Raw genomic sequence first — 26172 nt, 5'->3', positions numbered from 1 at the left:
CTGGGCCTTCACCCTCACCGCCACCGCCTGCAATCTTGTGCGAATACCAAAGCTCCTGGCCCAAACATGAGACCAACGCTCCACCAAAGCGCCGATCACCCGGGATAGACCAGCACCCAAAACCACCATCATAGGGGGCTGACCTCAAACCAAGGCCCAAAACCCTATACGTCAGACTTTTTCAGCAGCCTGCTAACTGCTTGATGTCGATCGAATTCACATGTTTTGTCGAAACCACGAAGTGGTTCCGTCAAAACATGATCCGATCTAGATCTCGGTTTTCAGGCCTGCGCCCAAGGTGCGACCGTGCTTGTTCACGAAAGGGCCACCCGGGCACCAGCCGTCAAGGCAGGTCAGCGCGGCGATGCGAAACATCAAACCGCGGGCCGCGAGCCCAAAAGCCCTGAAGACCCTTGGCCTATCTTGTAGTGGGCGTAGAGGCCGAAGGAGGCGGTAGTCGGAGAGTGCGAGGGACCCGCCGCCGGTCCGCCAGTTGCATCGGCGGCGTTGGCCCCTGCCCCTGAAGGGCTAACGCCTCCACCCCGGAGATTGCGATGCCTTATGAGATCGCCCTGCCTTGGGAAGGGGCATGTCAGTGAGGTATCCCAAGGCAGGCCCGCTTTGCTGATCTCGCCGCCCTCATGAGGTGATGGTCAGGACAAAAGAAAACCCCTACGAGAGAACTCGTAGGGGTTTTTCTCACCGAACCTGTTGCCAGATTATCGAAACAACCGATCTTCTGGCGTCTTGACCAGGACCCGCTCCGGAGCGCAAGGCCCCGAAGGTTCCCTTGGCTTGACCAGTCCTTAGTTCAGCTCGATCACAACGGCACGGTTGCCTTCCTCACGCACACCGTCGCCGGTGGGGATGAGGAGCTGGGTTTCACCCACGCCCCGGCCGCTGATCCGCGTCGGGTCGACACCGCCGGAAACCAGTTCATCGATTACCCGGTTGGCCCGCCGCTCGGAAAGCGTCTGGTTATAGGCCAGAGCGCCGGAGCTATCGGTATGACCGGTGATATCAATGGAACGGTCCGCATTGACCAGGGCAGCATTGAGCGCCTCTGAGACAATGGTGCTGTTGCCCGGTGCATAGATGCTGCTGTCGAAGTCGAACAGCACGATGAACTGATCGGCTGTCGGCGTCTTGGCCACCATGGCCGGTGCCGGTGACTCGTAGTTCACGTCGGTCAGTGCGTAGTTCGCCTGGGCCTCAACAGCGGCCATGGCCGACTCGAACTCGGCGCGGCAGGACTCGGCATCGCCGGTCCGACCGTCTTCAGTCGCCTCCATCCAGCAGTCGTACTTGACCTGGGCAAAAGAAGCATCGGCCGGGGCCAAATAGCGGCCACCCATGTCGAACCCTCTGCGCAGCCGCTCCAACGCCGCCTGGAAGGTTGCCATCTGCTCTTCGCTCAGCTCGCGATCCATGGGTGCGTCAGGCAGCACAACGGAATTCTTGCTCGCGGTGCGGGCCTTGTGATTGAAAAGCTCGCCATCCACGAAATCCCAGTCGGCACCAAGCCAGGCATCCGAACGGTCTTCGGAAAGTTCCGCATAACCGGCCTGCAGGCCCTGATTGAACGCAATGCCGTTCGATTCCAGATCCAAGCCGCTGCGCGTATCAAACACGCTGCCGAAAGGATGGTCCCAAAAATCCGTACCGGGAACATTGAACGGCGTAATCGCATAGGCCGGCGCGGCCATCGAAACAGCAACCGCGAGGCCGGCGCCAACGATAAATCCCTTCGCCATCATATCGGCTTTCCCCTTTGATAAAATCCCCTGCGATGAATGCCCTGCAAGGACTGCACGACATCCGACAGAATACATGATTAACACATAGAACAGCGGTATAGCCAGATTCTCTGATCGGTGCAAGCAAAGCTCTGCCAAGAGTTTGAATTACCATGTAATTGCTAAGACAGAGTCTCCATCACGGCTTTTTCTCGCATGGCGAAACAATCTTCCGTAATAATCAACCTTAAGAAGAAAATTAGTTGTCCGCGGCCACCAGACCCCGGCGAATCAAACCGTCCAGGCGGCTTTTTGCCTGGCGATCCCCCTGCGCCAGGGCCAGGCGATACCATTTCGCCGCTTCCTCGGGATCGGCGCTCACGCCCTGACCGGTCTCGTAGAGCAGACCCAGGTTAAACTGAGCCTGTTGCAAGCCCTGGGCTGCCGCCTCCTGCCACCAGCGGGCCGCCTGGGCAGGATCGCGCCTGACGCCTTCCCCATTCATATAGTAGAAACCAAGGTTGGACTGCGCCCGCGCCTCGCCCTGCTCCGCCGCCTTTGCAGTCCAGCGAAAAGCTTCCTGCAGATTGCGCCTTATGCCCTCGCCTCTGTAGTACTTTAGGCCCAGGCTGGCCTGGGCAATCGGATCGCCTGCCTCTGCGACCCGCCGCAGCCGATCCAGCTCGCTTTCGTCGGGCAACACCACCTGTTGCTGGCCTGCCGGGCTCTGCGCCTGTCTTGCTTCAGCAATCGCCCGTGCCCGGGCAGCAGCATCTTCCGCCTTCCGGCGCTCTTCGGCTGCTGCGGCAGCCGATGCTCTTGCCGCTTCCGCCGCCGCCGCTTCTTTCTCAGCCGCCGCGCGAAGCGCTTCCTCGGCCCGCGGCCCGGCGGCTGCGGCAGCCAGGTCCTGACGCTGCACATCGGTCAGATATCCGGTCTCTTCGAGGCCGGCGACTTTTTGATAGCTTTCGATTCCGGCCCGGGTGCCCGGACCGAAACTGCCGTCGATCCCACCCGGATAGTGGCCAAGAACCTGCAGATCCTGCTGGATCTCGCGCTTCTGTTCGCGGCTCAAGCCTGACTCTGCCGCCTCTCTGGCCGCTTCGCGCAGCTCGGCCTCAGAGGGCGCCGGAAGAGCAGCGACCTGCTCCGCGGGCGCCGGCGCTTCTTCAGCAACCTCCGGCGCGCTCTCAGGCGCCTCGGCAGCGGGCGCCGTTACCTCCCCCGCTGACACCTCCGTCGACACCTCAGCCGCTTCGGTGCCGGTAGATGCCTCTTCGACCGGGACAGCAGCAGGCGGCGCCGAAGCCGGTGGTTCATCAACGGCAAGGGGCGCCACAGCTTCCCCGCTATCCGGCGCTTGCGGAACCGTCTCGCTTGAAGCCGCGGGGGATCCGGCATCTGCTGGCTCGGCCGGTGATACGGCGACGACGGCTTCAGCAGCCACCTCGGCGGTATCCTCTTCAGATTGCCCGGATGATTCCCCGGCTGACTGCTGGGTGGATTGTTGGGCAGATTCCTCAGGAGATTCCCCAGCGCTTTCCGCCATTGACGGTGCCGCCGATTCCTCCGGCGCCTCGACAACAGCCTCCTCAGTCTTCTCCGCCTCGGCGGCGGCCTCTTCGACCATGACCTCTTCGGCCGGCGCCTCAGCGGCTTGCGGCGCCCCCGCAGGAACCACCTCATTCGTCTCTACCGGCGTCTCGGGGGACGTTTCCGCCGACAAGGCCGCCGGCTGTTCGGCCACCGGTTCGGCCATCCCGCCAGATGTATCGGGCGGCGCATCGGACGACGTTGCCTGCCGGCCGGCGTCCGGCACTGTTTGCTCAAGAAGAGACTGCGCAGGCGCAGGTGCTGCTGGTTTCTCTACCTCGGCAAGTTCCTGCTGTGCGGGCCGCGGTCCCTCCGCCTCCTGCGAACCCTGCCATACAAAGTATCCACCCGCCGCAGCAATCGCGACACCGGCGGTCACGGCCGGCCACAGCCAGGGCCGCCCGCTGCCAGCCGCCGCTGCAGGCCGTCCGGCCGGTTCGGCGGCGAGCGGCACTGCCTTATGCGTCTGCGGCTCTGTCGGCGTTTCCGGCGCAGCCTCCGGCTCCGCCTCCAAACGCGCATCGAGGCCGATCACGTCCCGCATGGTTTGCGGCCGGTCCGCCGGATCGGGCTGCAGCATCGCCCCCAGTTCGTTGCGCAGTATTTCAGGCACTGAGCTGAAATCCGGGATGCGCTTACGCGCCTCAATCACCGAAACAAGGGACTCGCTGATCTCGCCCATGTTGAGCGCTTTGCCCGTACCGGCAGTCGCCAGAACCAGACCGAGGCTGTAAATGTCGGAACGGGCATCCACCTGACCGCCGTAAAGGCCGATCTGCTCCGGCGAGGCATAGGCATAGCGGCCGGCGAAATCATCGCCGATGATCGTTGTCGCCGAAGAGTCCGCCAGCTTGGCGATCCCAAAGTCGATGATCTTGGCCTGTGAAAGCTGACCATCGCCGAGGATGACGTTGTCCGGCGACATGTCGCGGTGAATAACACCCTTGTCATGGGCCGCCGCCAACCCGTGGGCCAAGCGATCGCGCAGATCGCGCACTTCCGCCGGATCAAGCGTTCCCTGAGTGGCGATGTAGTCGGTCAATGAGGGCCCGTCGACGAATTCCATGACCAGATAGACCCGGCCCTCTTCATCGCGCAGCACCCCGTCGTAACCGACAACGGCATCATCACGTATGGTTCGCAAGACCGAGGCCTCGCGTCGAAACAACTCCATGATCTTGTCGTTGTTTGCAAGATCCGGCCGCACGATCTTGATCGCATGCTGGGTACCGATTTCGGTATGGGAGGTCCGGTAGACCTCGCCCATTCCACCGCGCGCAAGCAAGGCCTCGACGCGATAGGTATAGCTGATCAGCGCACCCGCTTCGAAGACCCCCGCCATGCCGGAGTCCGCCGCGCCCGTAGAGCCCACGCCACTGCCGCCCCGCGAATTATCGCTCATAGCGCGCGTCCTCTTTGCCACCCGGTAATACTGTCACCCACGCCACCCCAAAAAGCTCTGCGGTCACACCGCTGTTTCCTTCGGCAGTCCCACCAGAACCACCGTAATGTTGTCGCTGCCGCCTTGTTCAAGGGCCTTGGCCACCAACTGATCGACGACCTGCTGGCCCGAGGCCGCAGAGTTCAATTCGCGGGACAGCACACCCTCAATTTCAGCATCCGCCACTTCCGATGTCAGACCGTCGCTGCACAGCAGCAGGCCTTGGCCCGGCTGCAGCGAACCGGTGACTTGGTCAGGCGCAGCCGCCGTGCCGTCAGGTCCTCCGAGAACGCGGGTAATGACACTGCGGTGCGGATGCTGGCGGGCCTCCTCGTCAGTGATCAGGCCGGCATCGACCAGTTCCTGAACCCGGGAGTGATCGTGGGACAGACGGTGCAGCCCATCGGCCCAGAGATAGGCCCGGGCATCGCCGACCCAGGCGATGTGATAATCACTCCCAGCAAAACGGGCCGCCACCACCGTGGAGCCCATACCCTGTTTGCCTTCACCTGACTTCACCGCATCCAAAATCGAACGGTTGGCTTCGGCGATCGCTTCCTCCAGGGCTGAGCCGCGCTCGACCGCGCGGGCGACAACGTCAACGACGATGGCGCTTGCCTTATCACCCGCCGCAGCGCCGCCCATGCCGTCGGCCACGACCCAGAGGCCCAGGTCGTCGCGCAAGGCATAGTTGTCTTCGTTGTGACGGCGCACCCGGCCAACGTCGCTGTGATGCCCAAGCGTGGCGGCCGCCGAACCGGCTGAGGATGCCCCCTCCGCCTCTTGATTTCTGCCGTTATGCGACATTACACCCCGGTCCCTCACCGCCAGTGGCCAACAGATAGTGCGAAGCATGCCGCTCAGCGGCTGGCCAAGCCTGTGCCCCTGCGCCCGCAGATCTGATCATGCGACCCTGTCTCTCCCGAATAAAGTATGGAACAGCTGAGGGATGCGGTAAAGCCACGCAGGACAACCCGACCACCGCCCGCGACCGGCCTAGGGCAGGCTGAAGCGAATTTCATCCTCGGCGGCCAGGTCGGGCTCACGCCCCAGGAAGATCCCGCCCCTTCCGGTCAGCTGGACCATCTCGCGCTTCACGTAGGCAACCTCGCCGGTCTCGTTGCGCACGTAGGTGCCGTTCGTGCTGTGATCCTTCAGGAACACCTTGCCGCGAATCGCCTGGATCGTGGCATGGCGCCGCGAAGCGTAGGAGCTGTCGACCATGAGGTCGCAATTTTCCTGCCGCCCGACGACGAACTCCGCCATCGGTTCCTCCAGGCTGAAGGTCTTGCCCCGATAGGCGATGTCCAGGCGCAGCTTGTCACTGTCCATGGCAAGCAGCGGTCCGCGAATGACGGTCGCGTTCTCATCCTCGGTCACCACTTCGTAGATGGCGACCGGATCCTTCTTGCCCTTCATCGCAGCCTTGTCGAGCCAGCGGGTCGAGCTGCGCAGCAGCGGTGAAAGCCGCACGACCGTGTCTTCGGTGATCAGAATCTCGCCGGCCTTCGCCAGGTCGGTCACCCGCGCCGCGACATTCACCGTGTCCCCGTAGAAGTCGCCGGAATCCTCAATCACCGGGCCGAAGTGGAAGCCGGCGTGGATGGAAACCTGTCCGGTCTTGTGCGCGTCGCGCATCAGGGTCGCAGCACGAAAGGCCTCATCCGGCGTCGCAAAGACGCACATCACCCCATCCCCGGACGTCTTGACCACCCGGCCGCCGGCGATACCCGCCTGGGTATCCAGAACGGTCAGACACTCAGCCGTGAGTCGGTGTGCGGTCTCGTCGCCAAAAGCCTCGTACAGCTTGGTGCTGCCGTCGATGTCGGCGAAGAGAACGGTCAGAACCTGACCGTCCTTGTCGGACCCATCTGAAGACCCGTCATTCATGAGACACATCAAGCCTTTTAAAGGGACGGCGAACGCCCATTGTCTAGCAAATCAAAGCTGCGCTGTGGACCCTTTTTCGCAGCTGCACAACAGCCCGGGGCAGACAGTCCGCAGCCTACCAGCCGCCGCGTTCGAGCCAAAGGGCCACCTGGTCGAGACGGTCATGGCCCCAGAAGACTTCGCCGTCAACAATAATAAGGGGGGAGCCAAAGACGCCTTTGGCGATTGCGGCTGCCACTTCCGTGCGCAGCTGCTGCTTGATCCCGGGATCGCGCAAAGCCGCCCGGATCGCATCGCCGTCCAGGCCCTCGGCAATGCAGACCCGCGCCACGGCCTCCGGCGAATCGATGTCCTGTCCCTTTCCGAAGGCCTCACGGTAGAGCGCTTTAGCCAGGGCGACCGCCTGCCCGGCGTCCTGATTCAGCATCCAGTAGTATGCCCGGCAGGCCGCCACCGACATGAACGGAAAACTCTCGGGAAGCGCAAAAGGCACCCCGATCAGGCGCGCCGACCGTGCGAGGTCATGGCGCGCGTAGTCGCCCTTCATGGGAATACCCAGAAGGGGCCGGCCGCCGGTTTCCTGAAAAATCGCCCCCAGGAGAATGGGGCGCCAACGGACCGACCGCCCGTGCCGCTCGGCCATCTCGTCGATGCAGGCCGCGGCCAGATATCCGTAGGGACTGGAGAAATCGAAATAGAAGTCGATGGGCTCTGGCATCAGGTCGCTTTTCCTATGGTGCTGTGCCGAAAGATCTCCGCCATACTAATCGCTTGCGACCTGGCGGGCGATGACCAGGCGCTGGATGTCCGAGGTGCCTTCGTAGATCTGGCAGACCCGCACGTCGCGATAGATGCGCTCCACCGGAAAGTCGGCGAGGTAGCCGTAACCGCCATGGATCTGAATGGCGTCGGAACAGACTTTCTCCGCCATCTCAGAGGCCTGCAGCTTGGCCATGGCCGCTTCCTTCAGGCAAGGCCGCCCGGCGTCGCGCAGCGCGGCGGCGTGCAGCACCATCAGCTCAGCCCCATGGATCTGGGTCGCCATGTCGGCCAGGCGAAAGGCTACGGCCTGATGCTCGACGATCGCAGAACCGAAAGTCTGCCGTTCTTTGGCGTAAGCCAAAGCCGCCTCATAGGCGGCCCGGGCCATGCCGACGGACTGGGCGGCAATGCCGATGCGCCCGCCCTCCAGATTTGCAAGCGCGATCTTGTAGCCCTCGCCCTCCTCGCCCAGCAACAGGTCGGGGGTCAGGCGGCAGTCCTCAAAGACAATCTGGCAGGTCTCGGAAGCCTTCTGCCCCAGCTTCTTTTCGACCGAGGCCACCCGATAACCCGGCGTATCGGTCGGCACCACAAAGGCCGACATACCGCGCTTGCCCTTTTCAGGATCGGTCACCGCAAAGACAATGGCCACACCGGCATTCTGACCGGAGGTGATGAACTGCTTCACGCCGTTCAGCACATAGTGGTTGCCGTCGCGCTTCGCCGCGGTTTTGATCGCCGCCGCGTCGGAGCCTGCTTGCGGTTCGGTCAGGCAAAATGCGCCCAGCATTTCGCCGCGTGCCATGGGCTTAAGGAAGCGTTCCTTCTGCTCCGCCGAGCCGAACTTCGCGATCGGCATGCAGCCGACCGAGTTATGAACCGACATGATGGTCGAACAGGAACCATCGCCCGCCGCGACCTCCATCAGCGCCAGCGCATAGGAGACGTGATCGGTTCCGGCACCGTCCCAATCCGGCGGCACCAACATCCCCATGAAGCCAAGTTCGCCCATGGCGGCGATGGCTTCTTTGGGAAAACGGGCCTCGCTGTCCCAGGTCGCTGCATGCGGTGCCAACTGCGCGCGCGCGAACTGGCGCGCGGTATCGCGGATCAGATTCTGTTCTTCGTTCAGAAGCATGGTTCGGCTGTTCTTACGAGCGCGGAGCGGTCCATGGGCCGGCCATGAACGTCGAAGGCTGTCTTGAAGGTGAAGGCCTTTGCTGTCGGCCCCTCGGCTTCAAGCAGCGCAACACGCTGCAGCCCATCCTCGACACTGGGAAGACTGCCGGCCGGCACCCACCAGAGCGCCATGAAGGCACCCGGCGGCTTTTCGAACCATTGCCGGCGCCGGGCCATGACCTTGGTGTGGTCTGTCTTGTAGACGTAGGCAAAGAGCGATTCCAAATCTTGCCAGACCGACATGTTGACGATGAACCTGGGGTCCGGCGATGTGAGGATATCGGTCGCATTGCCGCTTTCGCTCTGCAGCCGCCAGACGAAACCGCGGCTGCGCTCAGCCAGGGCATTGATGTCGTCGAGGCGCCTGACAAAACCGGCAATCGTCGGGTCTTCGATCGGCGCGCGGAGACGCCCGACATTGACCTGAGCCAGATGAAATTCAGTCATCGCTACCTCGCAAACCGATCACCAGTCGATTTCGCTGCCGTCGTAGTTGAAGAACTTGCCGTTATCTTCAGGCGTCAGGCCGGCTATCACCTTGCGCATGCCGGCGATGGAGTCTTCTGCAGGAATGTCTGCCGACTCACCGCCCATGTCAGTCTGTACCCAGCCCGGGTGAAAAGAGATCACGGTGAAACCCTTGGGGCCGAGATCGACGGAGAGGCCCCTGGTAACCATGTTCAAGGCCGCCTTCGAGGATCGGTAAATGTAGGAACTGCCGCTGCTGTTCGAAGCAATCGATCCCATGCGGCTGGAGATGTTGACGATGGTCTTGCCCGCGCTCTTCTCCAACACGCCGACGAAGCGCTCCACCACCCGCAGGGGGGCCATGGTGTTGACCTGCAGGACCGAAGCCCATTCCTCATAGTCGGTTTCGCCGAACCCGGTCCGCGGACCGTAGACGCCGGCGTTGTTGATCAGCAGATCAAGCGGTTCGTCGGCAAGCTCGCGCGCCAGGCTGGCAACCTTCAGGCCGTTGGTGACATCCAGCTTGTGACAGATCACATCGCCGGACAGCGCCTTCACCTTCTTCGCTTTCTCGATATTTCGCGCACAGGCATGCACACGCCAACCGTCGGCCGCGAATGAACGGACGAACTCAAGGCCGAGGCCGCGATTGGCACCGGTAATCAAAACGTTGGGCAAACTGCTCTCCCAAAAAAAGACTCCGGAAACTGCCTCAGAGCCGCACGGCGCGTGCGCCGTCCTAGGCCAGTACCGGCCCGGCATCGCGCCGGGGTCTGGCAACCAGCTCGCCGCCGCAATTGGGACAACGCGCCGCCATGGCCCGGGCGCAGACCGGGCAAAAGGTGCATTCATAGCTGCACATAAAGGCTTCCCCATCCATGGCAAGCCCTTTCTCGCAGCGCTCGCAGGCGGGTTTCATCTGCAGGGCCATAAGCCGCTCCCTCGCGGCCTAGAGAACATCACTTGGCCGGAGGAAACAACACCCCAGACCATCAACGTCAACTACTTGGTCTCGTTAAACAGTTCGCGACCGATCAGCATGCGGCGGATCTCACTGGTGCCGGCGCCGATCTCATAGAGCTTGGCGTCGCGCAGCAGACGTCCGGCCGGATAGTCGTTGATGTAGCCGTTGCCGCCCAGAGTCTGGATCGTCTCCAACGCCATCCAGGTGGCCTTTTCCGCGGCATAGAGGATCGCCCCGGCGGCGTCCTTGCGGGTCGTCTCGCCGCGGTCGCAGGCTTTGGCCACCGCATAGACATAGGCCTTGGAGGCATTCATCGTCGTATACATGTCGGCGAGCTTGCCCTGCATCAGCTGGAACTCGCCGATCGCCTGTCCGAACTGTTTACGCTCGTGGATATAGGGCACCACCAGGTCCATGCAGGACTGCATGATGCCGGTCGGTCCGGCGGCCAGAACCACACGCTCATAGTCAAGGCCGCTCATCAGCACGTTGACACCCTTACCGAGGGCGCCCAACACGTTCTCCTCCGGCACCTCGCAGTCTTCGAACAGCAGTTCGCCGGTCGGGGAGCCGCGCATGCCCAGCTTGTCGAGTTTCTGGGCGATGGAAAAACCCTTGAAGCCCTTCTCAACGAGAAAGGCCGTAATGCCGCGCGGCCCGGCGTCGGGGTCGGTCTTGGCGTAGATCACCAGGGTATCGGCTTCGTCGCAGTTGGTGATCCACATCTTGCTGCCGTTCAGCACATAGCGGTCGCCCTTTTTATCGGCGCGGGTGCGCATGCCGACCACGTCCGAACCGGCGCCCGGTTCGCTCATGGCCAGGGCGCCGACGTGCTCGCCGGAAACCAGCTTGGGCAGATAGCGGCGCTTCTGCTCTTCCGTACCGTTGCGGTGGATCTGGTTGACGCAGAGATTCGAGTGGGCGCCATAGCTGAGGCCGACGGAAGCCGAGGCACGGCTCACCTCCTCCATCGCGACGCAGTGCTCCAGATAGCCCATACCGCTGCCGCCGTATTCTTCGCCCACCGTCATGCCATGCAGACCGAGCGCGCCCATCTTGGGCCAGAGTTGGCGTGGAAAGCTGTCGCTGCGATCGATTTCCGCCGCCAGCGGCGCGATCTCCTCCGAAGCGAAACTCATCACCGTATCGCGCAGCATATCGGCGGTCTCACCGAGGTCGAAGTTAAGGCTGGGAAGCTGATTGGGAATCATGGACCTGCCGCTCATCTGGTTCCTGTCGGCCCCAGTCTAAGCCGCCGGACCGTGGCCCGAAAGGATCAATGGCCGCTGCCACATCTGTGCCTAACCCGCTGCCGGCATGTCGGCGCGGCCCTGCAGGCACATCAGGGTCTGCAGCATATGGGCGCAGGCTTTCGCCTTGCCGTCCTTCACCACGATCACCTCGGCCTCGGTGACGGTCAGGGTCCGGCCGGGCTTGATGACCCGGCCGACGGCGCGCAGCAGATCCCCGTCAGCCGGGGCCAGCAGGTTCATCTTGAACTCCACCGTCAGCACCGAGGCATCGGCCGGAAACAGGCTGAAGCCAGCATAGCCGCCGGCGGAATCAGCGATGGTGCTGGTGACGCCGGCATGGAAAAACCCGTGCTGCTGGCAAAGATCCGGGCGGAACGGCAGCTCGATTTCCACCTCCCCCGGATCAACCCGGGTCAGCCGCGCGCCCATCAGATCCATGATGCTCTGGCGGCCGAAACTGTCGCGGACCCGCGCGGCAAAGCCCGCGTCCCTGGGCTTGAACTCAGGCATCTTGAATTCAGGCATTCCGGAAAAGTCCCCTTCTGCGCAGCCCGCTGCCGCACCCTCGCCTCACGCTAATCTGTACCATAACCGTCTCAGACGGGTTGCGAAGCCCCCCTCTGACGCGCGATATTGCCGGTCTTCGGAGCGGCGGCGGGGCGAAGCCGCGCAGCCGGCCTGTTTGGATCGAGGGATATGACGCAGCGTATACGCACCTTTGGCATAGTACTGGCCCTGGCGGCCGTGGGACTGACAGCCGCCTGCGAGTCGGCCGCCGAGCGGGCCGCCCGTGAAGAGCGGGAGGCCTATATCGAGACCCTCAATGTCGAGGAATTGAAGGAAAACCTCAACACGGTGAACCCCGATCCCTACGATCCGAAGAAATTTCAGAGACGAAAGCAACGGATAAAGAACAACTGATCGCCGCCGGACCGCCCGTTGGCCCGTCCGTTAGTCTCCGCCCGCTACAGCAGGAAAACAGTCGCCAGGCCAAGAAAAGCAAAGAATCCGATCACGTCCGTCACCGTGGTCAGAAGCACACTGGAAGCGACCGCCGGATCGACCCCCAGCTTTTCCAGGCCGAGCGGCACCAAAGCGCCTGAAAGCGCCGCAACCACCAGATTGATCACCATGGCCGCGCCGATGATCACCCCGATCATGGGCGCGTCGAACCAGAGCCATGCCAGGGCACCGGCCAGGACGGCGAACATCAAGCCATTGGCCAGACCGACCAGAACCTCCTTGCCGACGAAACGCCAGGCATTGCCGGCAGAGAGATCGCGCATGGCCAGGGCGCGCACGGCCACGGTCAGGGTCTGGGTTCCGGCGTTGCCGCCCATTGACGCCACGATAGGCATCAGAACCGCCAGGGCAACGACCCGCTCGATGGTCTCCTCGAATACGGCAATAACGATTGAGGCCGCCACCGCAGTGAAGAGGTTGATCAGCAGCCAGGAGAAACGCGAACGCGTGGTATCCAGGACCGCACTGTAAAGATCGGTCTCCTTCACGCCAGCCAGCTTCAGCAAATCCTCTTCCGCTTCTTCGTCAATAATGTGGACCACGTCGTCGACGGTCACCACACCGACCAGCCGCCCGCCGGGATCGACCACCGGCGCCGATACAAGACCGTACTGCCGGAAGAGGTAGGCGACCTCTTCCTGGTCCATCTCAATCGGCACGACCTTCATGTCATCGGTCATGATGTCGGTCAGAGGCACCGGCCGTTTGGTGCGCATCGCCCGGCTGAGCGGAACGAAGCCGATCGGCTGGTGCTTGGGATCGACGATGTAGAGGTCGTAGAAATCGTCGGGCAGGTCCTTGGCCGCGCGCATGTAATCGATGGTCTGGCCGACCGTCCAGCTGGAAGGCACCGCCAGAAGCTCGCGCTGCATAATGCGGCCGGCAGAGTCTTCAGGAAAGCTTAGGCTTTCCTCCAGCACCAAGCGGTCCGCCCGCGGCAGGGCTTCAAGGACCTCGCGCTGCGCGTCCTCGTCAAGGTCCTCGAAGATGTCCACCGCATCGTCGCTGTCCATGTCGGAAAGCGAGTCCGCCAACTGGCGCGGCTCCATCGCCTCGATCAGCTCTTCTCTCAAAGAGCTGTCGAGGTGGGTCAGAACCTCGAGATCGAAGTCGTTTCCGAGGAACTCGATCAACCGCGGGCGATCGTCGCGGTCAAGATGCTCCAGCAGATCGGCAAGGTCGGCTTCGTGCAGGTCGATGACAAGCCGGTGTACCTTGCGTTCCTTACCCGCCGCCAGCGCCTTGGCTACCTTGCGGACCAGTTCCGCTGAAATACCGTAGCTGTCCGGCTGAACCTCAGGCAGCCAGGGGTCGCTGTCGTCATGTTCGGGCGGCGTCTCTGCCATGGGCGGCTACTCTTCGATCGAACGATCCTGTGCGTCGGCAACTGCGATCGCGCTCATGTTCACAATACCACGGGCGGTGACCGAAGGGGTAAGGATGTGGGCCGGTGCCGACATGCCGATGAGGATCGGTCCGACCGAGAGGCCCTCGCCCAAGGCTTTCACCATGTTGAAGGCAATGTTCGCGGCGTCCAGCGTCGGCATAACCAACAGGTTCGCGGTGCCCTTCAGCTTGGAATTGGGGAAAACGTTCTCGCGGATGGTCTCCGAAAGGGCCGCATCGGCATGCATCTCGCCTTCGACCTCCAGGTCCGGATAGTCGCGTTGCAGAATTTCCAGGGCGCTGCGCATCTTCTTCGCCGAAGCGGTGTCACCGGAGCCAAAGTTGGAATGGGACAACAGCGCCACCTTCGGCTGCAGTCCGAAGCGGCGGATATGTTGGGATGCCAGCACGGTCATCTCCACCAGTTCGCGCGCCGTCGGATCGGGCGTGACGTAGGTATCGACAATAAAGAAAGAACCGCTCGGCAGAATCACCAGGCTGATGGCCGAACAATCCTCCGTATCCTCCGCTTTGCCGATCACGCCGGTCACATGGTCGAGGTGGCGTTTGTAGCGGCCTGTCGTCCCGCAGATCATGGCATCGGCATCGCCGAGTTTCACCGCCAGGGCGGCGATCACCGAGGGGCGGGTGCGCACGATCTCCCGCGCCGCCTCCGGCGACACACCCTTGCGTTCCATCAGCTCGTGATACTTCTGCCAGTAGGTGCGAAAGCGCGGATCGTCCTGCGGATTGATCAGCGGCACATCCTCACCCGGCCTGAGGCGCAGGCCGAGGCGCTTGGCGCGCACCTCGACCACTTCCGGGCGACCCACCAGGATCGGCTGTGCCAGCCCCTCGTCGATCACCACCTGGACGGCGCGCAGAACCCGCTCGTCCTCGCCCTCGGCGTAGATCACCCGCTTGGGGTTCTCTTTGGCGCGCTGGAAGATCGGCTTCATGATCAGGCCTGAGCGGAAAACGAAGCGCTGCAGGTTCTGGCAGTAGGCCTCGAAATCCTCGATCGGCCGCGTCGCCACGCCGCTGTCCATAGCCGCGCGTGCCACCGCAGGGGCAATCTCCAAGATCAAGCGCGGATCGAAGGGGCTGGGAATCAGATAATCGGCCCCGAAGCTGCGCCCCTCGCCGCCCATCGCCTTGGCCACGACCTCGCTCTGCTCCTTCATGGCCAGATCGGCGATGGCCCTGACGCAGGCCAGCTTCATCTCTTCGTTGATCGTTGTCGCCCCGACATCCAGGGCGCCGCGGAAGATGTAGGGAAAGCAGAGAACGTTGTTCACCTGATTGGGAAAGTCGGATCGGCCGGTGGCAATGATCGCATCGGGCCGGGCCTCCTTGGCCTCCTCCGGCATGATCTCCGGCGTCGGATTGGCCAGCGCCATGATGATCGGCTTCTCGGCCATCTGCTTCACCATCTCCGGCTTCAGAACGCCGGGGGCGGAAAGCCCCATGAAGACATCGGCCCCGGCGATCACGTCGCCCAGGCCGCGCGCCTCGGTGGGCTGGGCGTAGATGGACTTCCATTGGTCCATCTGCTCCTCGCGGCCTTCGTAGACCACACCCAGAATGTCGGTTACCCAGATGTTCTCGCGCTTGACGCCCAGGGAGACCAGTTGGTTGAGACAGGCGAGCGCCGCCGCCCCGGCACCGGAGGTGACCAGCTTCACATCGCCGATGTCCTTGCCGACCAGACGCAGGCCGTTGTAGATCGCCGCGGCCACGATGATCGCGGTGCCGTGCTGGTCGTCATGAAACACCGGGATGTTCATGCGCTCACGCAGAGCCGCCTCGATCACGAAGCACTCCGGCGCTTTGATGTCTTCCAGATTGATGCCGCCGAAGGTCGGCTCCAGCGCCGCCACCACGTCGATGAAGCGATCCGGATCAAGGGCATCCACTTCGATATCGAACACATCGATACCGGCGAATTTCTTGAAGAGGACCGCCTTGCCCTCCATCACCGGCTTGGAAGCCAGCGGGCCGATCGCACCGAGACCGAGAACCGCCGTCCCGTTGGTCACCACCCCCACGAGGTTGCCGCGGGCGGTCAGCGAGGAGGCTTCGGCAGGATCTTCGACGATGGCGTCGCAGGCGGCGGCCACACCGGGCGAATAGGCCAAGGCCAGGTCGCGTTGGGTACTCAGGGGCTTGGTGGCAGAGATCTCCAGCTTGCCCGGCTTTGGCTCGCGGTGATAGGCCAAGGCCGCTTCGCGAAGATCTTTTGCCATGCTGTCCCCCATCTCTGTTTTCTTCTTTTTGCCCGCCGCAGGCCAGGCTGCAAACCCAGGCGAATGGTGTACGACGGTCAGAAGATGACCGCCGCTGCGCCCGAGCGCAAGAGCCTAAGGCCCCCCGCCGGATAGCGAAACCGATGGTAATTCCGCCGCCAGTGGCTATCTTCTGCGGTCATGGATGCTTCGGCCGCAAAACTGGTAACACCGCAGGACCCCGCCCCGCTGGAATGGCGGGTCGAGCCGGGGCTGACCGCCTATCCCGATGCGGTGGCCGTCATGGAGCGGCGCGTTGCGGCGATCCGCGACCAGGGCGCGCCGGAGCTGATCTGGCTGGTCGAACACCCGCCGCTCTACACCGCCGGCACCTCGGCCCGCAACGAGGACCTGCTCGCGCCGGACCGCTTCCCCGTCTTCAAGACCGGGCGCGGCGGCGAGTTCACCTATCACGGGCCCGGCCAGCGCGTCGTCTACGTGATGCTGGACCTGAAGCGCCGGGGCCCCGATCTGCGCCACTTCGTCCACGACATGGAAGAATGGATCATCCGCAGCCTGGCGAGTTTCGCCGTCACCGGGGAACGGCGCGAGGGCCGCGTCGGTATCTGGGTTGCGCGCAACGACGGAGCGCTGGGGCCGCGCGAGGACAAGATCGCCGCCATCGGTGTGCGCATCCGCCGCTGGGTGACCTACCACGGCCTCGCCATCAACGTGGAGCCGGATCTGGAGCACTTCAGCGGCATCGTCCCCTGCGGCATCGCCGAACATGGCGTGACCTCACTGGTCGACCTGGGCTTGCCGGTGACCATGGCCGATCTGGATGCGGCGCTGCGCGGCAGCTTCGAGGGGATCTTCGGCCCGGTTCAGAACGTCGATCCGGTGGTGGTCAGGAAAGCCTGAACCGCAACGCCGACCAGCAGCGAACCGGCCAGTGCCACCGCCAGATACCAGAAGAAGACGGCGCGGCGCACCACCGCATAGACCGCCATGGCGGCCGGCAGGCTGGTAACGCCGCCGGCGATGAGAAAGGTGAAGGCCGCGCCGGGCGCCATGCCCATGGCCATCAGCTCGCCGATCAGGGGGATTGCGGCAAAACCGTTCAGATAGGCGGGAACGCCGACCACCACGGCCAGGGGGATCGCCTGCCAGCCGTCGCCACCCAGGGTGCTGGCGACAAGGCTGGCAGGGATCCAGGCCACCATCAGGCTTTCCAGGGCGAAAGCCAGCAGCAGCCACTTGCTGAGGAACAGGGTCGTCGAACGCGCCTCGGCAACAAAGGTCGCGCGGCGCGGCGCCTCATCCCAAAAGGCCCAGCGCAGGCTTCCCTCCGGCAGGCTGGGGGTGCCGCAACCACCGCAACCGATCGCCGCTTTCAAAGGATCGGCAAAAAGGCCGGCCCGCTGGAGGCCCTGGGTGGCAAAGCCCGCAGCAAGCCCCAGGCCCATGGCCGCCAGGGTCTTGGTGAGGGTGAAAGGCAGACCGAGAGTCGCCGCCATAAGGATGAATTGCTCGGGGTCCATCAACGGCGAGGCGACACAGAAAGCCAGCACCGGGGCCAGCGGCACGCGGGCCAGCAAGAGCGCCGCCATCAGCGGCACCACCCCGCAGGAACAGAAAGGTGAAACCGCCCCGGCGAGCGAAGCGATGACGATCGCCGTGGTCGCCGAGCGGCTGGCCACCCCGGCGATCAGGCTGTCGGCGCCGGCGGCCTTCAGCGAGGCGGCCAGGGCGACCGAGAGCAGGAGGAAGGGCAGCAGCCAGAAAAAGGCGTCCAGCATGAAAGCCAGGCTGTCGACCGCCTGGCTCGGAACCGCCAGCGCCAGGCCTGCAAAGAGCAGCAGCAGCGCCAGCCAGACGCGGTCGATGCGCCGGACGAAACCGTCGGCGCCAAATACCGCACCGGACATGGCGGAAACAAGGCTGGTCATCTGATCACTCCTTCCAGGATTTAGCTTCGACCCTTCCGGGATCTTCGAATTATTTCATCAAAAAAAGAGCGCAAACCCGAAAGCTCAGCCCGCCTCGCGCGTCTTATCTTCCTCTGATGGCTTGTCCACCAGCATGCAGCACTCCGCCGTCAGGAAATCGATCAAACCGTCCATCAAGCCAAACTCAGGGCGGCAGATGAGCTGGCGCCCCTGCCTTTCCTGCGCCACCAGCCCGACGTTCACCAGATGGGCGATATGGTGCGACAGGGTCGAGGCCGGCACCCCCAGGTGCTCCTGGATCTCCCCGACCGGCAAGCCTTCCGGCCCGGCCCGCACCAGCAGGCGAAAGACCTCCAGGCGGATCGGATGGCCGAGTTTCTCAAGGCAGCGGGCAGCCTGATTCAATTCCATCCTCAAACCCTACGCCGGGGGAGACAAGGAGTCAACGATATTTCTAGAATTATAGAAATGACCAGAAAAGCGGTATTCGACGACGCTTACTGGTTCCCTGAAAGAGCCCGGCGGGTCTCGGCGATCTCGCTGCTCAGGGCATAAGCCACCGAGTATTTGAAGATATTGCGGACGTAGATAACGGGCTCGCGGCTGATCACCCTGCCGGCGGCGATCTCCACATTGTCGAACCAGATATCGGGGTCCAACCCCATCTTCGCGGCCCGCTTGCGCGCCCGCGCGATATTGCCCGGCCCTGCGTTGTAAGAGGCGAAGGAAAGCAAGACCCGATCCAGCGGCGCGATCTCATCGCCGGAAAAATACCGGTCTCTCAAAAACCGCAGGTACTTCACGCCAGCGTGGACATTGTTCTCGGCCAAGGTGATATCCGGAATACCAACATTCGGGTCCCGGGCTGTCGTGGGCAGCAACTGCATGATGCCGATGGCGCCGGCAGAACTGCGCTTCGACTGATCGAGACCGGATTCCTGAAAACCCTGGGCGAGGATCATGATCCAGTCGAAATCATACTGGCCGGCATAGTCACGGATCAGCGTCGCCACTTCCAGGGACCTCGCACGGGCCTCGCGGGAGTCGACCCGCTGAACCCAGTCGGATGATTTCAGATAACGCTTGTCCAGGATGTTGCCCAGCAGCGTGCCCTTACGGACGGTCGCCACGAAACCATTGATCAGCGTCAACATCTCCGGCGAGTCCTTGCGCAGGGCCCAGGCGATCTGTCCTCCGTCGGCCAGCACCAAGCCGTCGTGCAGTACGATTTTGTCGAAGACCTGCGCCCAGAGGCCCGCCTTGTGGTCATCGACCGCGATGGCCTCAATGATGCCCGCCTGCACCATCTCCAACAAATCGTGATCTTCCAGCGCTTCGTCCATTTCGATGATCGGGATCGCCTGCTTGCCGTCTGCTTCCCGCGCGGCATTGAGGGCGGTGACATGACCGTAGTAGCTGCTGGAGCGTCGCAGATGCAGACCGACCTCGGCCAGGTCGTCAAAGCTGGCGATTGCACCGGCCGCCGGCCCGGAGACGATGATTTCAGCGACCCCTTTGCGCGTCGGGTTGGAGAACGCGACGATGTCCTCGCGTTCCGGTGTAACCGTCAGATTTGCCGCGGCGATGTCGGCCTGCCCCTCAATCACCGCCGGCAACAGCCGGTCGCGCGCCAAGGGCATCAAAACGACATCGACCCGCGCCTTCAGCTTCTTGCGCAGATAAGCCTCGAGTTCGCGCTCGATCTCCGCCGCCACACCGATCCGCGCTTCACCGTCAAAGGCCAGGAAAAGGGGATTGTGCGGGATCGCCATGCGCAGGAAGCCGCGCGCCTTTATGCCCGCGAGGTCGCCGGTCCAAGGCTTCAGTGCGGCCTCGACAAGCGCGTCCGGGTCGCCCTCGGCATCGGCCAGGGCAGTACCGCAAGGGTGCAGATGCACCACGAGCAAAGCGACAATCAACAGCCGACATCGTCTCATTATGCTCTCCAGCATCCTCAAGCGCGCGCCAAGAAAACCACTTCAAGCCGTTGTCTTTACAACGAAACCCGGTTCAACTTTGTCATCATACACGGAACTGTCCACGGTGGTCACGCGGGCCCTATCCGGCCCTTGCCAACAGGCTTGGAGCATGGCCTCCACCTTTTTCGCATCGCCGGAAAAGACCGCCTCGACGCTGCCGTCGCGCCGGTTGCGCACCCAGCCGTCCAGGCCGAACGATGCCGCAGCTTGGCGTGTCCAGCCACGAAACCAGACCCCCTGCACCCGGCCGGAGATCACGACGTGCAGAGCCTTGGTCACGGCCGTTCCCCCGCCGCGTTCTCTCGTCCGGACAGGTCAGGGTAAAGGGCGGCAAAGGCAATGACCACGGCGTGCCGCGCCCGCTCCTCCCAGAGGTCGCGGCGCATCCACTGGTCTTCGACGGTGAAGCTGGCCTTGCCCGGGTTCTCGTGTACCAGCCGATTGCGCAGAGCGCGCAGCCATTTCCAGTCGCCTTCGCCGACACCCTCGGGCCGCGCGGCCCGGTGGCTGCTCTGTGCCTCAGCAATGGCATAGGCCAAGATCACCGCCGCGGCCCAGGCCCCGCTGCAGAACACGGCCTGAAGGTCGATGATCAAGGCGCAGGCCTGCTCGCTGGGCGCCGGTGCCCCGGCTTTGGCGCGCTGCGCCTCCTGCTCTTCGAACCAGGCGCGCCGCTCATCCCACAAAAGTTCTGAGGGGCGTTCAAGCTGATCCACAGCCCGTGCCCGGCTCTAATCGAATTCGAGGATCGCCTGATCGACCGCCAGGCTTTCTCCCGGCCCGGCGTGGACCTTGGCGACCCTGCCGTCGCGTGCGGCGCGCAGGATGTTCTCCATCTTCATCGCCTCCACCACCGCCAATTCCTCGCCGGCCTTCACGGCCTGCCCCTCTTCGACCGCCAGCGACATCAGCAGGCCCGGCATGGGCGACAGCAGGAATCGCGACAGATCGGGCGGCTCCTTCACCGGCATCAGGGCGGCCAGGGCGGCGGCGCGCGGTGCCAGGACAAGGGCCTCGACCACGATGCCGGCATGGCTGAGGCGTAGCGCCGGGCCACGCCGTTCGACCTGCACCGTCACCGGACGGCCGTCTATGAAACAGGCCGTCACCAGATCGCCCAGGCGTCCTTCGACCTCGATTAACAAGGCGGCTTCGCCATGCGTGACGCGATAGGCGCCTTCGACCGGGGTCACCCGGCGGGGATGCTGATCCTGGCCGAGCATCACGACCCAGTCCCCCGGCTTGGCCGGATCAAAGTCCGGCACCCCGTCCATCTGGCCGGAGATGGCGGCTTCCTGGCCGGCCCGGCGGTGCTGCAGGATAGCGGCAATGCCGATCATCGCCTCCAAGGTCTCAGGGGCGGCAACGGCGCCCTGGAACCCATCGGGGAACTCCTCGGCGATGAAATTGGTCGAGATGTCGCCGGCCCTGAACCGCGGATTGGTCATCACCGCGGTCAGGAAAGCGATGTTGTGGTTGATGCCGCGCACGCAGTAGGCATCCAGGGCCGCCTGCATGGCATTGATCGCAGCGGCGCGGTCCGGACCGTGGGTCACCAGCTTGGCGATCATGGGATCGTAGAACATGGAGATCTCCGAGCCCTCCTCGACACCGCTGTCGATGCGCACGGTGATGCCGCCCTCTTCCGGCTGAACCGGCTCGCGGTAACGCACCAGACGGCCGATGGAGGGCATGAAGTCGCGCAGCGGGTCTTCGGCGTAGACCCGCGTCTCGACAGCCCAGCCGTTCAACTGGACGTCCTCCTGGGCAAAGGCCAGCGGCTCGCCCGCCGCCACCCGGATCATCCACTCCACCAGATCGAGCCCGGTGATCAGTTCGGTTACCGGATGTTCAACCTGAATTCTCGTATTCATTTCAAGAAAATAGAAGTTCTTCTTATTATCGACAATGAACTCAACCGTACCGGCGGAGCGATAGTCGACCGCCGCCGCCAGGGCCACCGCCTCGGCCCCCATGGCGGCACGGGTCTTGGGGTCCAGGAAGGGCGACGGCGCCTCTTCCACCACCTTTTGATGACGGCGCTGGATCGAGCATTCGCGCTCGCCCAGATGCAGGGTGTTGCCATGGGCATCGGCCAATACCTGGATTTCGATATGGCGCGGCTGCTCGATGAACTTCTCGATGAAAACGCGCTCGTCGCCGAAGCTGGAGCGGGCCTCGTTGCGGGCGGAGCGCAGACCTTCGCGCACTTCGGCCTCGGAGGCCGCGACCCGCATGCCCTTGCCGCCACCGCCGGCCGAGGCCTTGATCATCACCGGATAGCCGATCTCCCCGGCGACCTTGACCGCCTCTTCCTCGTCCTCGATGGCATCGGGATGGCCGGGAACCGTGCTGACCTTGGCCGCCGCCGCGAGCTTCTTCGAGGTGATCTTGTCACCCATGGCGCCGATGGCCTTCACCGGCGGGCCGATAAAGATCAGGCCGGCAGCCTCCAGGGCCTCGACGAAAGCGGCGTTCTCCGACAGGAAACCGAAACCCGGGTGCACCGCCTCGGCGCCGGTTTCCTTGGCCGCGGCGATGATCTTGTCCATCACCAGGTAGCTCTCGGCCGCCGCGGCGGGGCCGATGGCAACCGCCTCGTCGGCCTGGCGTACGTGCAGGGCGTCGGCGTCCGCTGCGGAGTAGACCGCAACGGTCTGAATGCCCAGGCGTTTACAGGTCTTGATGATGCGGCAGGCGATCTCGCCGCGGTTGGCAATCAGGATCTTCTTGAACATCCGCCCCTATCGCGTCGGCTTGTTGAAGTCCGGATCGAAGCCCGGACAAGCGACACCCTGTTGTTTTGCTGTTTTGTTACCTCTGGATATGTACTTGTTTTGCGGCTGGTGTTGCAATCCGCTTGGCGGTCGCGCCGTTGCTCTAGGCACGCCCGGGAGGTGGCGCGATGGCAATGTAGCCGGGCAGAGCCGCCAGCCTGTCCAGCCAGCCATTGATCGCGCCATAGCAAGAAAGGTCGAAGTCTCCGTGGGCGGCGACATGGGTATAGGCGTAAAGCGCAATGTCGGCGATGCTCGGGCTTTCAGCGACAAACCAAGGCCGTTCCATCAACGCACGCTCCATGACATCCAGGGCGGCGTAGCCCTTCTCCTCACGCTCGGCCCAGCCGGGCTCACTTTCGCGCGTCCTGCCTTGATACTTTCGCCAGAACCGCAGCACGGCGATATAGGGCTCGTGGCTGTATTGCTCGAAGAACATCCACTGCAGCGCCCGCGCCCGCCCGAGGCGATCCTCAGGCAGGAAGGGCGTGCCCTCGGCCAGGTAAAACAGGATGGCATTGGATTCCGGCAGGAGGCTGCCGTCATCCAGTTCCAGCAGCGGGATACGGCCGTTGGGGTTTTTGGCCAAAAACCCCGGTTTGCGGGTGTCGCCTGATAGAACGTTGACCTCGACCAGATCGTAAGGAAGGCCAAGAAAACTCAATAATAACTGCACTTTATAGCAGTTTCCTGACGATGAATCGGCGTAGAGTTTCACGAACGATCTCTCCTCTGAGGTCACGGCGACTTCATCTCACCCGGCATTCGGACAATCGCCCCGCCAAGCTCAAAGCGGCAGGTTGTCGTGCTTTTTCCAGGGGTTTTCCAACTGCTTGTCGCGCAGCATGGCGAGCGCCCGGCAGAGCCGCCGCCGGGTGCCGTGCGGCATGATCACGTCGTCGATGAAACCGCGGGAAGCGGCGACAAAGGGGTTGGCGAACTTCTGGCGGTATTCCTCGGTGCGCGCAGCGATCTTGTCGGCATCGCCGATGTCGCCGCGGAAGATGATCTCCACCGCGCCCTTGGGGCCCATGACGGCGATCTCCGCCGTCGGCCAGGCATAGTTCACATCGCCGCGCAGATGCTTGGAGGCCATCACGTCATAGGCCCCGCCATAGGCCTTGCGGGTGATGACGGTGACCTTGGGTACAGTGGCCTCGGCATAAGCAAACAACAGCTTGGCGCCGTGCTTGATGATGCCGCCGAACTCCTGGGAGGTGCCCGGCAGGAAACCCGGCACATCGACGAAGGTGACGATGGGGATATTAAAACAGTCGCAGAAGCGCACGAAGCGCGCCGCCTTGATGGAGGAAGCGATATCCAGACAGCCGGCCAGCACCATCGGCTGGTTGGCGACAAAGCCCACCGTCTGGCCCTCCATGCGGCCGAAACCGGTAAGGATGTTGCCGGCGTAGGTCGGCTGCAGTTCGAAGAAATCGCCGTCGTCGACGACCTTCTCGATCAGCTCCTTCATGTCGTAGGGTTTGCTGGGATCGGCGGGAACGAGACTGTCGAGCGAGGATTCCTCCCGGGCGGCGGGGTCGTCGGTCGGCCGCCAGGGCGGCGCTTCGCGGTTGGAGGCCGGCAGGAAATCGGCAAAGCGTCGCAATTCGAGCAGCGCCTCGACATCGTTTTCAAAGGCCAGATCGGCCACGCCCGACTTGGTGGTGTGGGTGGTGGCACCGCCCAGCGCCTCGGCCGAAACCTCTTCGTGGGTCACGGTCTTCACCACGTCGGGGCCGGTGACAAACATGTAGGAGCTGTCCTTCACCATAAAGATGAAGTCGGTCATGGCCGGCGAGTAGACCGCACCACCGGCGCAGGGCCCCATGATCATGGAGATCTGCGGCACCACACCGGAAGCCAGCACGTTGCGCTGGAACACCTCCGCATAGCCGGCCAGCGAGGCCACGCCTTCTTGAATGCGGGCGCCGCCGGAATCGTTGATCCCGATCACCGGTGCGCCCACCAGCAGCGCTTTATCCATTACCTTGCAGATCTTCTCGGCATGCGCCTCGGACAGCGACCCGCCGAACACGGTAAAGTCCTGGCAGAAGACGAAGACCAGCCGGCCATTGATGGTGCCGTGCCCGGTAACGACACCGTCCCCGGCGACCGTCTGGCTTTCCATGCCGAAATCGCTGCAGCGATGCTCGACGAACATGTCCCACTCTTCGAAGGAGCCTTCATCGAGCAGGATCTCCAGCCGTTCGCGCGCCGTCAGCTTGCCTTTTGCGTGCTGCGAGTCGATGCGCCGCTGGCCGCCGCCAATCGCCGCCTGATCCCGTTTGGCCTGAAGCTGCTGAAGGATGTCCTGCATCGTCGTTGTCGTCCCCTGCCCTAAGAAACTGGCCACCCGCTGCCGGTGGATATATCCGCAAAAGCTGATAGCACGTGCCAGGAGGCAGCACCACTGCCGAGCCTCCGGCTGGCCCGCCCCGCCTGGGTTAAGTCTGAACAAATTGATTAGTATTAGCCGATTGTTAACGACGTCTGGATAGAAACGAATGAGGAAACCATCCCCAGACACCGAAACCGCTTCAGCAGGGACACCCTATGTCAGCCAGTCACGCCCGCACCGCAGCAAACGTTAAGAGTAATGAAAATGCGGGGCAGGAACCCGCCGGCGGGATCGCCGAGCAGATCGAGGCGCTGCGCAGCGAGGTGGAAAATGTCGCCAACATGGCCGGGCAGATCGAAGCGATCGCCAAGCAGACCAACCTGCTGGCCCTGAACGCCACCATCGAAGCGGCGCGCGCCGGTGAAGCCGGCAAGGGGTTTGCCGTGGTTGCCGGCGAGGTGAAGCAGCTGGCGGGGCAGACCAGCAAGGCGACCAACCAGATCGGCGATATCGTGGGCAGCCTGACCCACCGGATCAATCAGCTGTCGAAACTCAACGAAGACGCCGAACGCCAGCCGGCCCCGGTTCACGTCGCCCCCCAGCCCACCACACCTGAGCGGACCGCAGCGCCCAAACCGGCGGCGCGGCCAACCAGGGCGAAGGCAAGCGCGCCGGCCAGGGCATCAAAGCCTGCGCCTGTGGTCAGCGGCCCGCTTTCGGCCGCAGAGATCAAGCTGGTGCAGGAAACCTTTGCTTTGGTCGAGCCCATCGCCGATGACGCCGCAGCCCTGTTCTACGGCAGGCTGTTCGAGATCGACCCCAGCACCAAGCCGCTTTTCAAAGGTGACATGACCGAGCAGGGCCGCAAGCTCATGGCCGTGCTGAAGACTGCGGTCTCAAGCCTCGAGAAACTCGACAAGCTGGTACCGGCGGTCAAGGTAATGGGCCAGCGCCACCATGCTTACGGCGTCGAGTTGAAGCACTACACGAGCGTCGCCGAGGCGCTGCTCTGGACTCTCCAGCAGGGCCTGCAGGACGCCTATACGCCAGCGGTCGAGGCGGCCTGGGCCAAGACCTACGGCACCCTGGCAGAAGTCATGATGACAGGCGCGCAGGAGCCGCCGGCCACGCGGGACGTCTAGGGATCCGATCGAGACCGGAAAGCGCGCCCGCGTCCACATCAACCGCCTGGCGTCTGAGCAGCTT

The 26172-nt window shown here is 63.4% G+C and carries 24 protein-coding genes and 1 pseudogene; 4 read left to right on the top strand and 21 right to left on the bottom strand.

Annotation, left to right across the window (positions count from 1 at the left end; genetic code table 11):
• Positions 1–806: 806 nt before the first annotated feature.
• From HBA54_RS26530 to HBA54_RS26480, 11 genes are all read right to left on the bottom strand, one after another.
• Complete coding sequence (locus tag HBA54_RS26530) at positions 807–1757, bottom strand: OmpA family protein (RefSeq protein ID WP_167230988.1); 951 nt, start codon at positions 1755–1757, stop codon at positions 807–809.
• A gap of 238 nt (positions 1758–1995) precedes the next feature.
• Positions 1996–4731 carry a protein kinase domain-containing protein gene (locus tag HBA54_RS26525; protein ID WP_167230986.1) on the bottom strand — a complete coding sequence of 912 codons (2736 nt, stop codon included), beginning with the start codon at positions 4729–4731 and terminating at the stop codon, positions 1996–1998.
• A gap of 63 nt (positions 4732–4794) precedes the next feature.
• Positions 4795–5577 carry a PP2C family protein-serine/threonine phosphatase gene (locus HBA54_RS26520; protein WP_167230976.1) on the bottom strand — a complete coding sequence of 261 codons (783 nt, stop codon included), beginning with the start codon at positions 5575–5577 and terminating at the stop codon, positions 4795–4797.
• A 189-nt stretch (positions 5578–5766) separates the two neighbouring features.
• Complete coding sequence (locus tag HBA54_RS26515; RefSeq protein WP_167230973.1) at positions 5767–6660, bottom strand: adenylate/guanylate cyclase domain-containing protein; 894 nt, start codon at positions 6658–6660, stop codon at positions 5767–5769.
• 115 nt (positions 6661–6775) lie between these two features.
• Entirely contained in the window at positions 6776–7378 is a 603-nt protein-coding gene (locus HBA54_RS26510) for a 2-hydroxychromene-2-carboxylate isomerase (protein WP_167230970.1), read from the bottom strand.
• Between the two features lie 45 nt (positions 7379–7423).
• Positions 7424–8560, bottom strand: a complete 1137-nt coding sequence (locus tag HBA54_RS26505) for an acyl-CoA dehydrogenase family protein (RefSeq protein ID WP_167230968.1) — start codon at positions 8558–8560, stop codon at positions 7424–7426.
• Positions 8551–9048, bottom strand: coding sequence for a DUF3291 domain-containing protein (locus HBA54_RS26500; protein WP_167230965.1), 498 nt, complete (start codon positions 9046–9048; stop codon positions 8551–8553). The genes HBA54_RS26505 and HBA54_RS26500 overlap by 10 nt, the downstream gene beginning before the upstream one ends.
• 18 nt (positions 9049–9066) lie before the next feature.
• Positions 9067–9747, bottom strand: a complete 681-nt coding sequence (locus HBA54_RS26495; protein WP_167230962.1) for an SDR family oxidoreductase — start codon at positions 9745–9747, stop codon at positions 9067–9069.
• A gap of 61 nt (positions 9748–9808) precedes the next feature.
• Positions 9809–10000: a DUF1272 domain-containing protein gene (locus HBA54_RS26490; RefSeq protein ID WP_167230959.1), complete on the bottom strand. Its 192-nt coding sequence runs from the start codon at positions 9998–10000 to the stop codon at positions 9809–9811.
• 71 nt (positions 10001–10071) lie between these two features.
• Positions 10072–11244: an isovaleryl-CoA dehydrogenase gene (locus tag HBA54_RS26485; RefSeq protein WP_167230998.1), complete on the bottom strand. Its 1173-nt coding sequence runs from the start codon at positions 11242–11244 to the stop codon at positions 10072–10074.
• A gap of 90 nt (positions 11245–11334) precedes the next feature.
• Positions 11335–11811 (bottom strand): PaaI family thioesterase, encoded by a 477-nt coding sequence (locus HBA54_RS26480; RefSeq protein WP_240932926.1) that lies wholly within the window; start codon positions 11809–11811, stop codon positions 11335–11337.
• Between the two features lie 171 nt (positions 11812–11982).
• Between HBA54_RS26480 and HBA54_RS26475 the strand changes: the two genes are divergently transcribed.
• Positions 11983–12207 carry a hypothetical protein gene (locus tag HBA54_RS26475; protein ID WP_167230956.1) on the top strand — a complete coding sequence of 75 codons (225 nt, stop codon included), beginning with the start codon at positions 11983–11985 and terminating at the stop codon, positions 12205–12207.
• 44 nt (positions 12208–12251) lie between these two features.
• Here HBA54_RS26475 and mgtE read toward each other — a convergent pair whose 3' ends face one another.
• Both mgtE and HBA54_RS26465 read right to left on the bottom strand, forming a co-directional pair.
• Positions 12252–13655, bottom strand: coding sequence for a magnesium transporter (mgtE, locus tag HBA54_RS26470; RefSeq protein ID WP_167230953.1), 1404 nt, complete (start codon positions 13653–13655; stop codon positions 12252–12254).
• A 6-nt stretch (positions 13656–13661) separates the two neighbouring features.
• Entirely contained in the window at positions 13662–15941 is a 2280-nt protein-coding gene (locus HBA54_RS26465) for an NADP-dependent malic enzyme (protein WP_167230950.1), read from the bottom strand.
• Between the two features lie 180 nt (positions 15942–16121).
• Between HBA54_RS26465 and lipB the strand changes: the two genes are divergently transcribed.
• Positions 16122–16841 (top strand): lipoyl(octanoyl) transferase LipB, encoded by a 720-nt coding sequence (gene lipB / locus HBA54_RS26460; protein ID WP_167230947.1) that lies wholly within the window; start codon positions 16122–16124, stop codon positions 16839–16841.
• Here the strand turns inward: lipB and HBA54_RS26455 are convergent.
• From HBA54_RS26455 to HBA54_RS26420, 8 genes are all read right to left on the bottom strand, one after another.
• Positions 16805–17869: a permease gene (locus HBA54_RS26455; protein ID WP_167230944.1), complete on the bottom strand. Its 1065-nt coding sequence runs from the start codon at positions 17867–17869 to the stop codon at positions 16805–16807. The two genes, lipB and HBA54_RS26455, sit on opposite strands and share 37 nt — an antisense overlap.
• Before the next feature lie 84 nt (positions 17870–17953).
• Positions 17954–18280, bottom strand: a complete 327-nt coding sequence (locus HBA54_RS26450) for an ArsR/SmtB family transcription factor (RefSeq protein WP_167230941.1) — start codon at positions 18278–18280, stop codon at positions 17954–17956.
• An 86-nt stretch (positions 18281–18366) separates the two neighbouring features.
• The gene (locus tag HBA54_RS26445; RefSeq protein WP_167230938.1) at positions 18367–19806 is read right to left on the bottom strand and encodes an MltF family protein; all 1440 of its coding nucleotides are present in this window, start codon (positions 19804–19806) and stop codon (positions 18367–18369) included.
• 42 nt (positions 19807–19848) lie between these two features.
• Entirely contained in the window at positions 19849–20127 is a 279-nt protein-coding gene (locus HBA54_RS26440) for an acylphosphatase (RefSeq protein WP_167230935.1), read from the bottom strand.
• On the bottom strand, positions 20124–20564 hold the full coding sequence (locus tag HBA54_RS26435; protein WP_167230932.1) for a hypothetical protein: 441 nt from the start codon (positions 20562–20564) through the stop codon (positions 20124–20126). The genes HBA54_RS26440 and HBA54_RS26435 overlap by 4 nt, the downstream gene beginning before the upstream one ends.
• Before the next feature lie 15 nt (positions 20565–20579).
• Entirely contained in the window at positions 20580–22586 is a 2007-nt protein-coding gene (locus HBA54_RS26430; RefSeq protein WP_167230929.1) for an acetyl-CoA carboxylase biotin carboxylase subunit, read from the bottom strand.
• 142 nt (positions 22587–22728) lie between these two features.
• Positions 22729–23343 carry a glutathione S-transferase family protein gene (locus HBA54_RS26425; RefSeq protein WP_167230926.1) on the bottom strand — a complete coding sequence of 205 codons (615 nt, stop codon included), beginning with the start codon at positions 23341–23343 and terminating at the stop codon, positions 22729–22731.
• Between the two features lie 69 nt (positions 23344–23412).
• Complete coding sequence (locus HBA54_RS26420; RefSeq protein ID WP_167230923.1) at positions 23413–24945, bottom strand: acyl-CoA carboxylase subunit beta; 1533 nt, start codon at positions 24943–24945, stop codon at positions 23413–23415.
• Positions 24946–25181: 236 nt separating this feature from the next.
• Here HBA54_RS26420 and HBA54_RS30040 point away from each other — a divergent pair.
• A pseudogene (locus tag HBA54_RS30040) lies at positions 25182–25481 on the top strand (methyl-accepting chemotaxis protein); the annotation flags it as partial.
• Positions 25479–26108 (top strand): globin family protein, encoded by a 630-nt coding sequence (locus HBA54_RS29550; protein ID WP_437126267.1) that lies wholly within the window; start codon positions 25479–25481, stop codon positions 26106–26108. The pseudogene HBA54_RS30040 and the gene HBA54_RS29550, both read left to right, overlap by 3 nt.
• The last annotated feature ends 64 nt before the right edge of the window (positions 26109–26172 follow it).

Source organism: Pelagibius litoralis, assembly GCF_011683915.1.
GTDB classification, from domain to species: domain Bacteria; phylum Pseudomonadota; class Alphaproteobacteria; order Kiloniellales; family Kiloniellaceae; genus Pelagibius; species Pelagibius litoralis.
The sequence above is the reverse complement of the archived record's forward strand: the minus strand, read 5'-3'. Positions and strand labels throughout refer to the sequence as shown.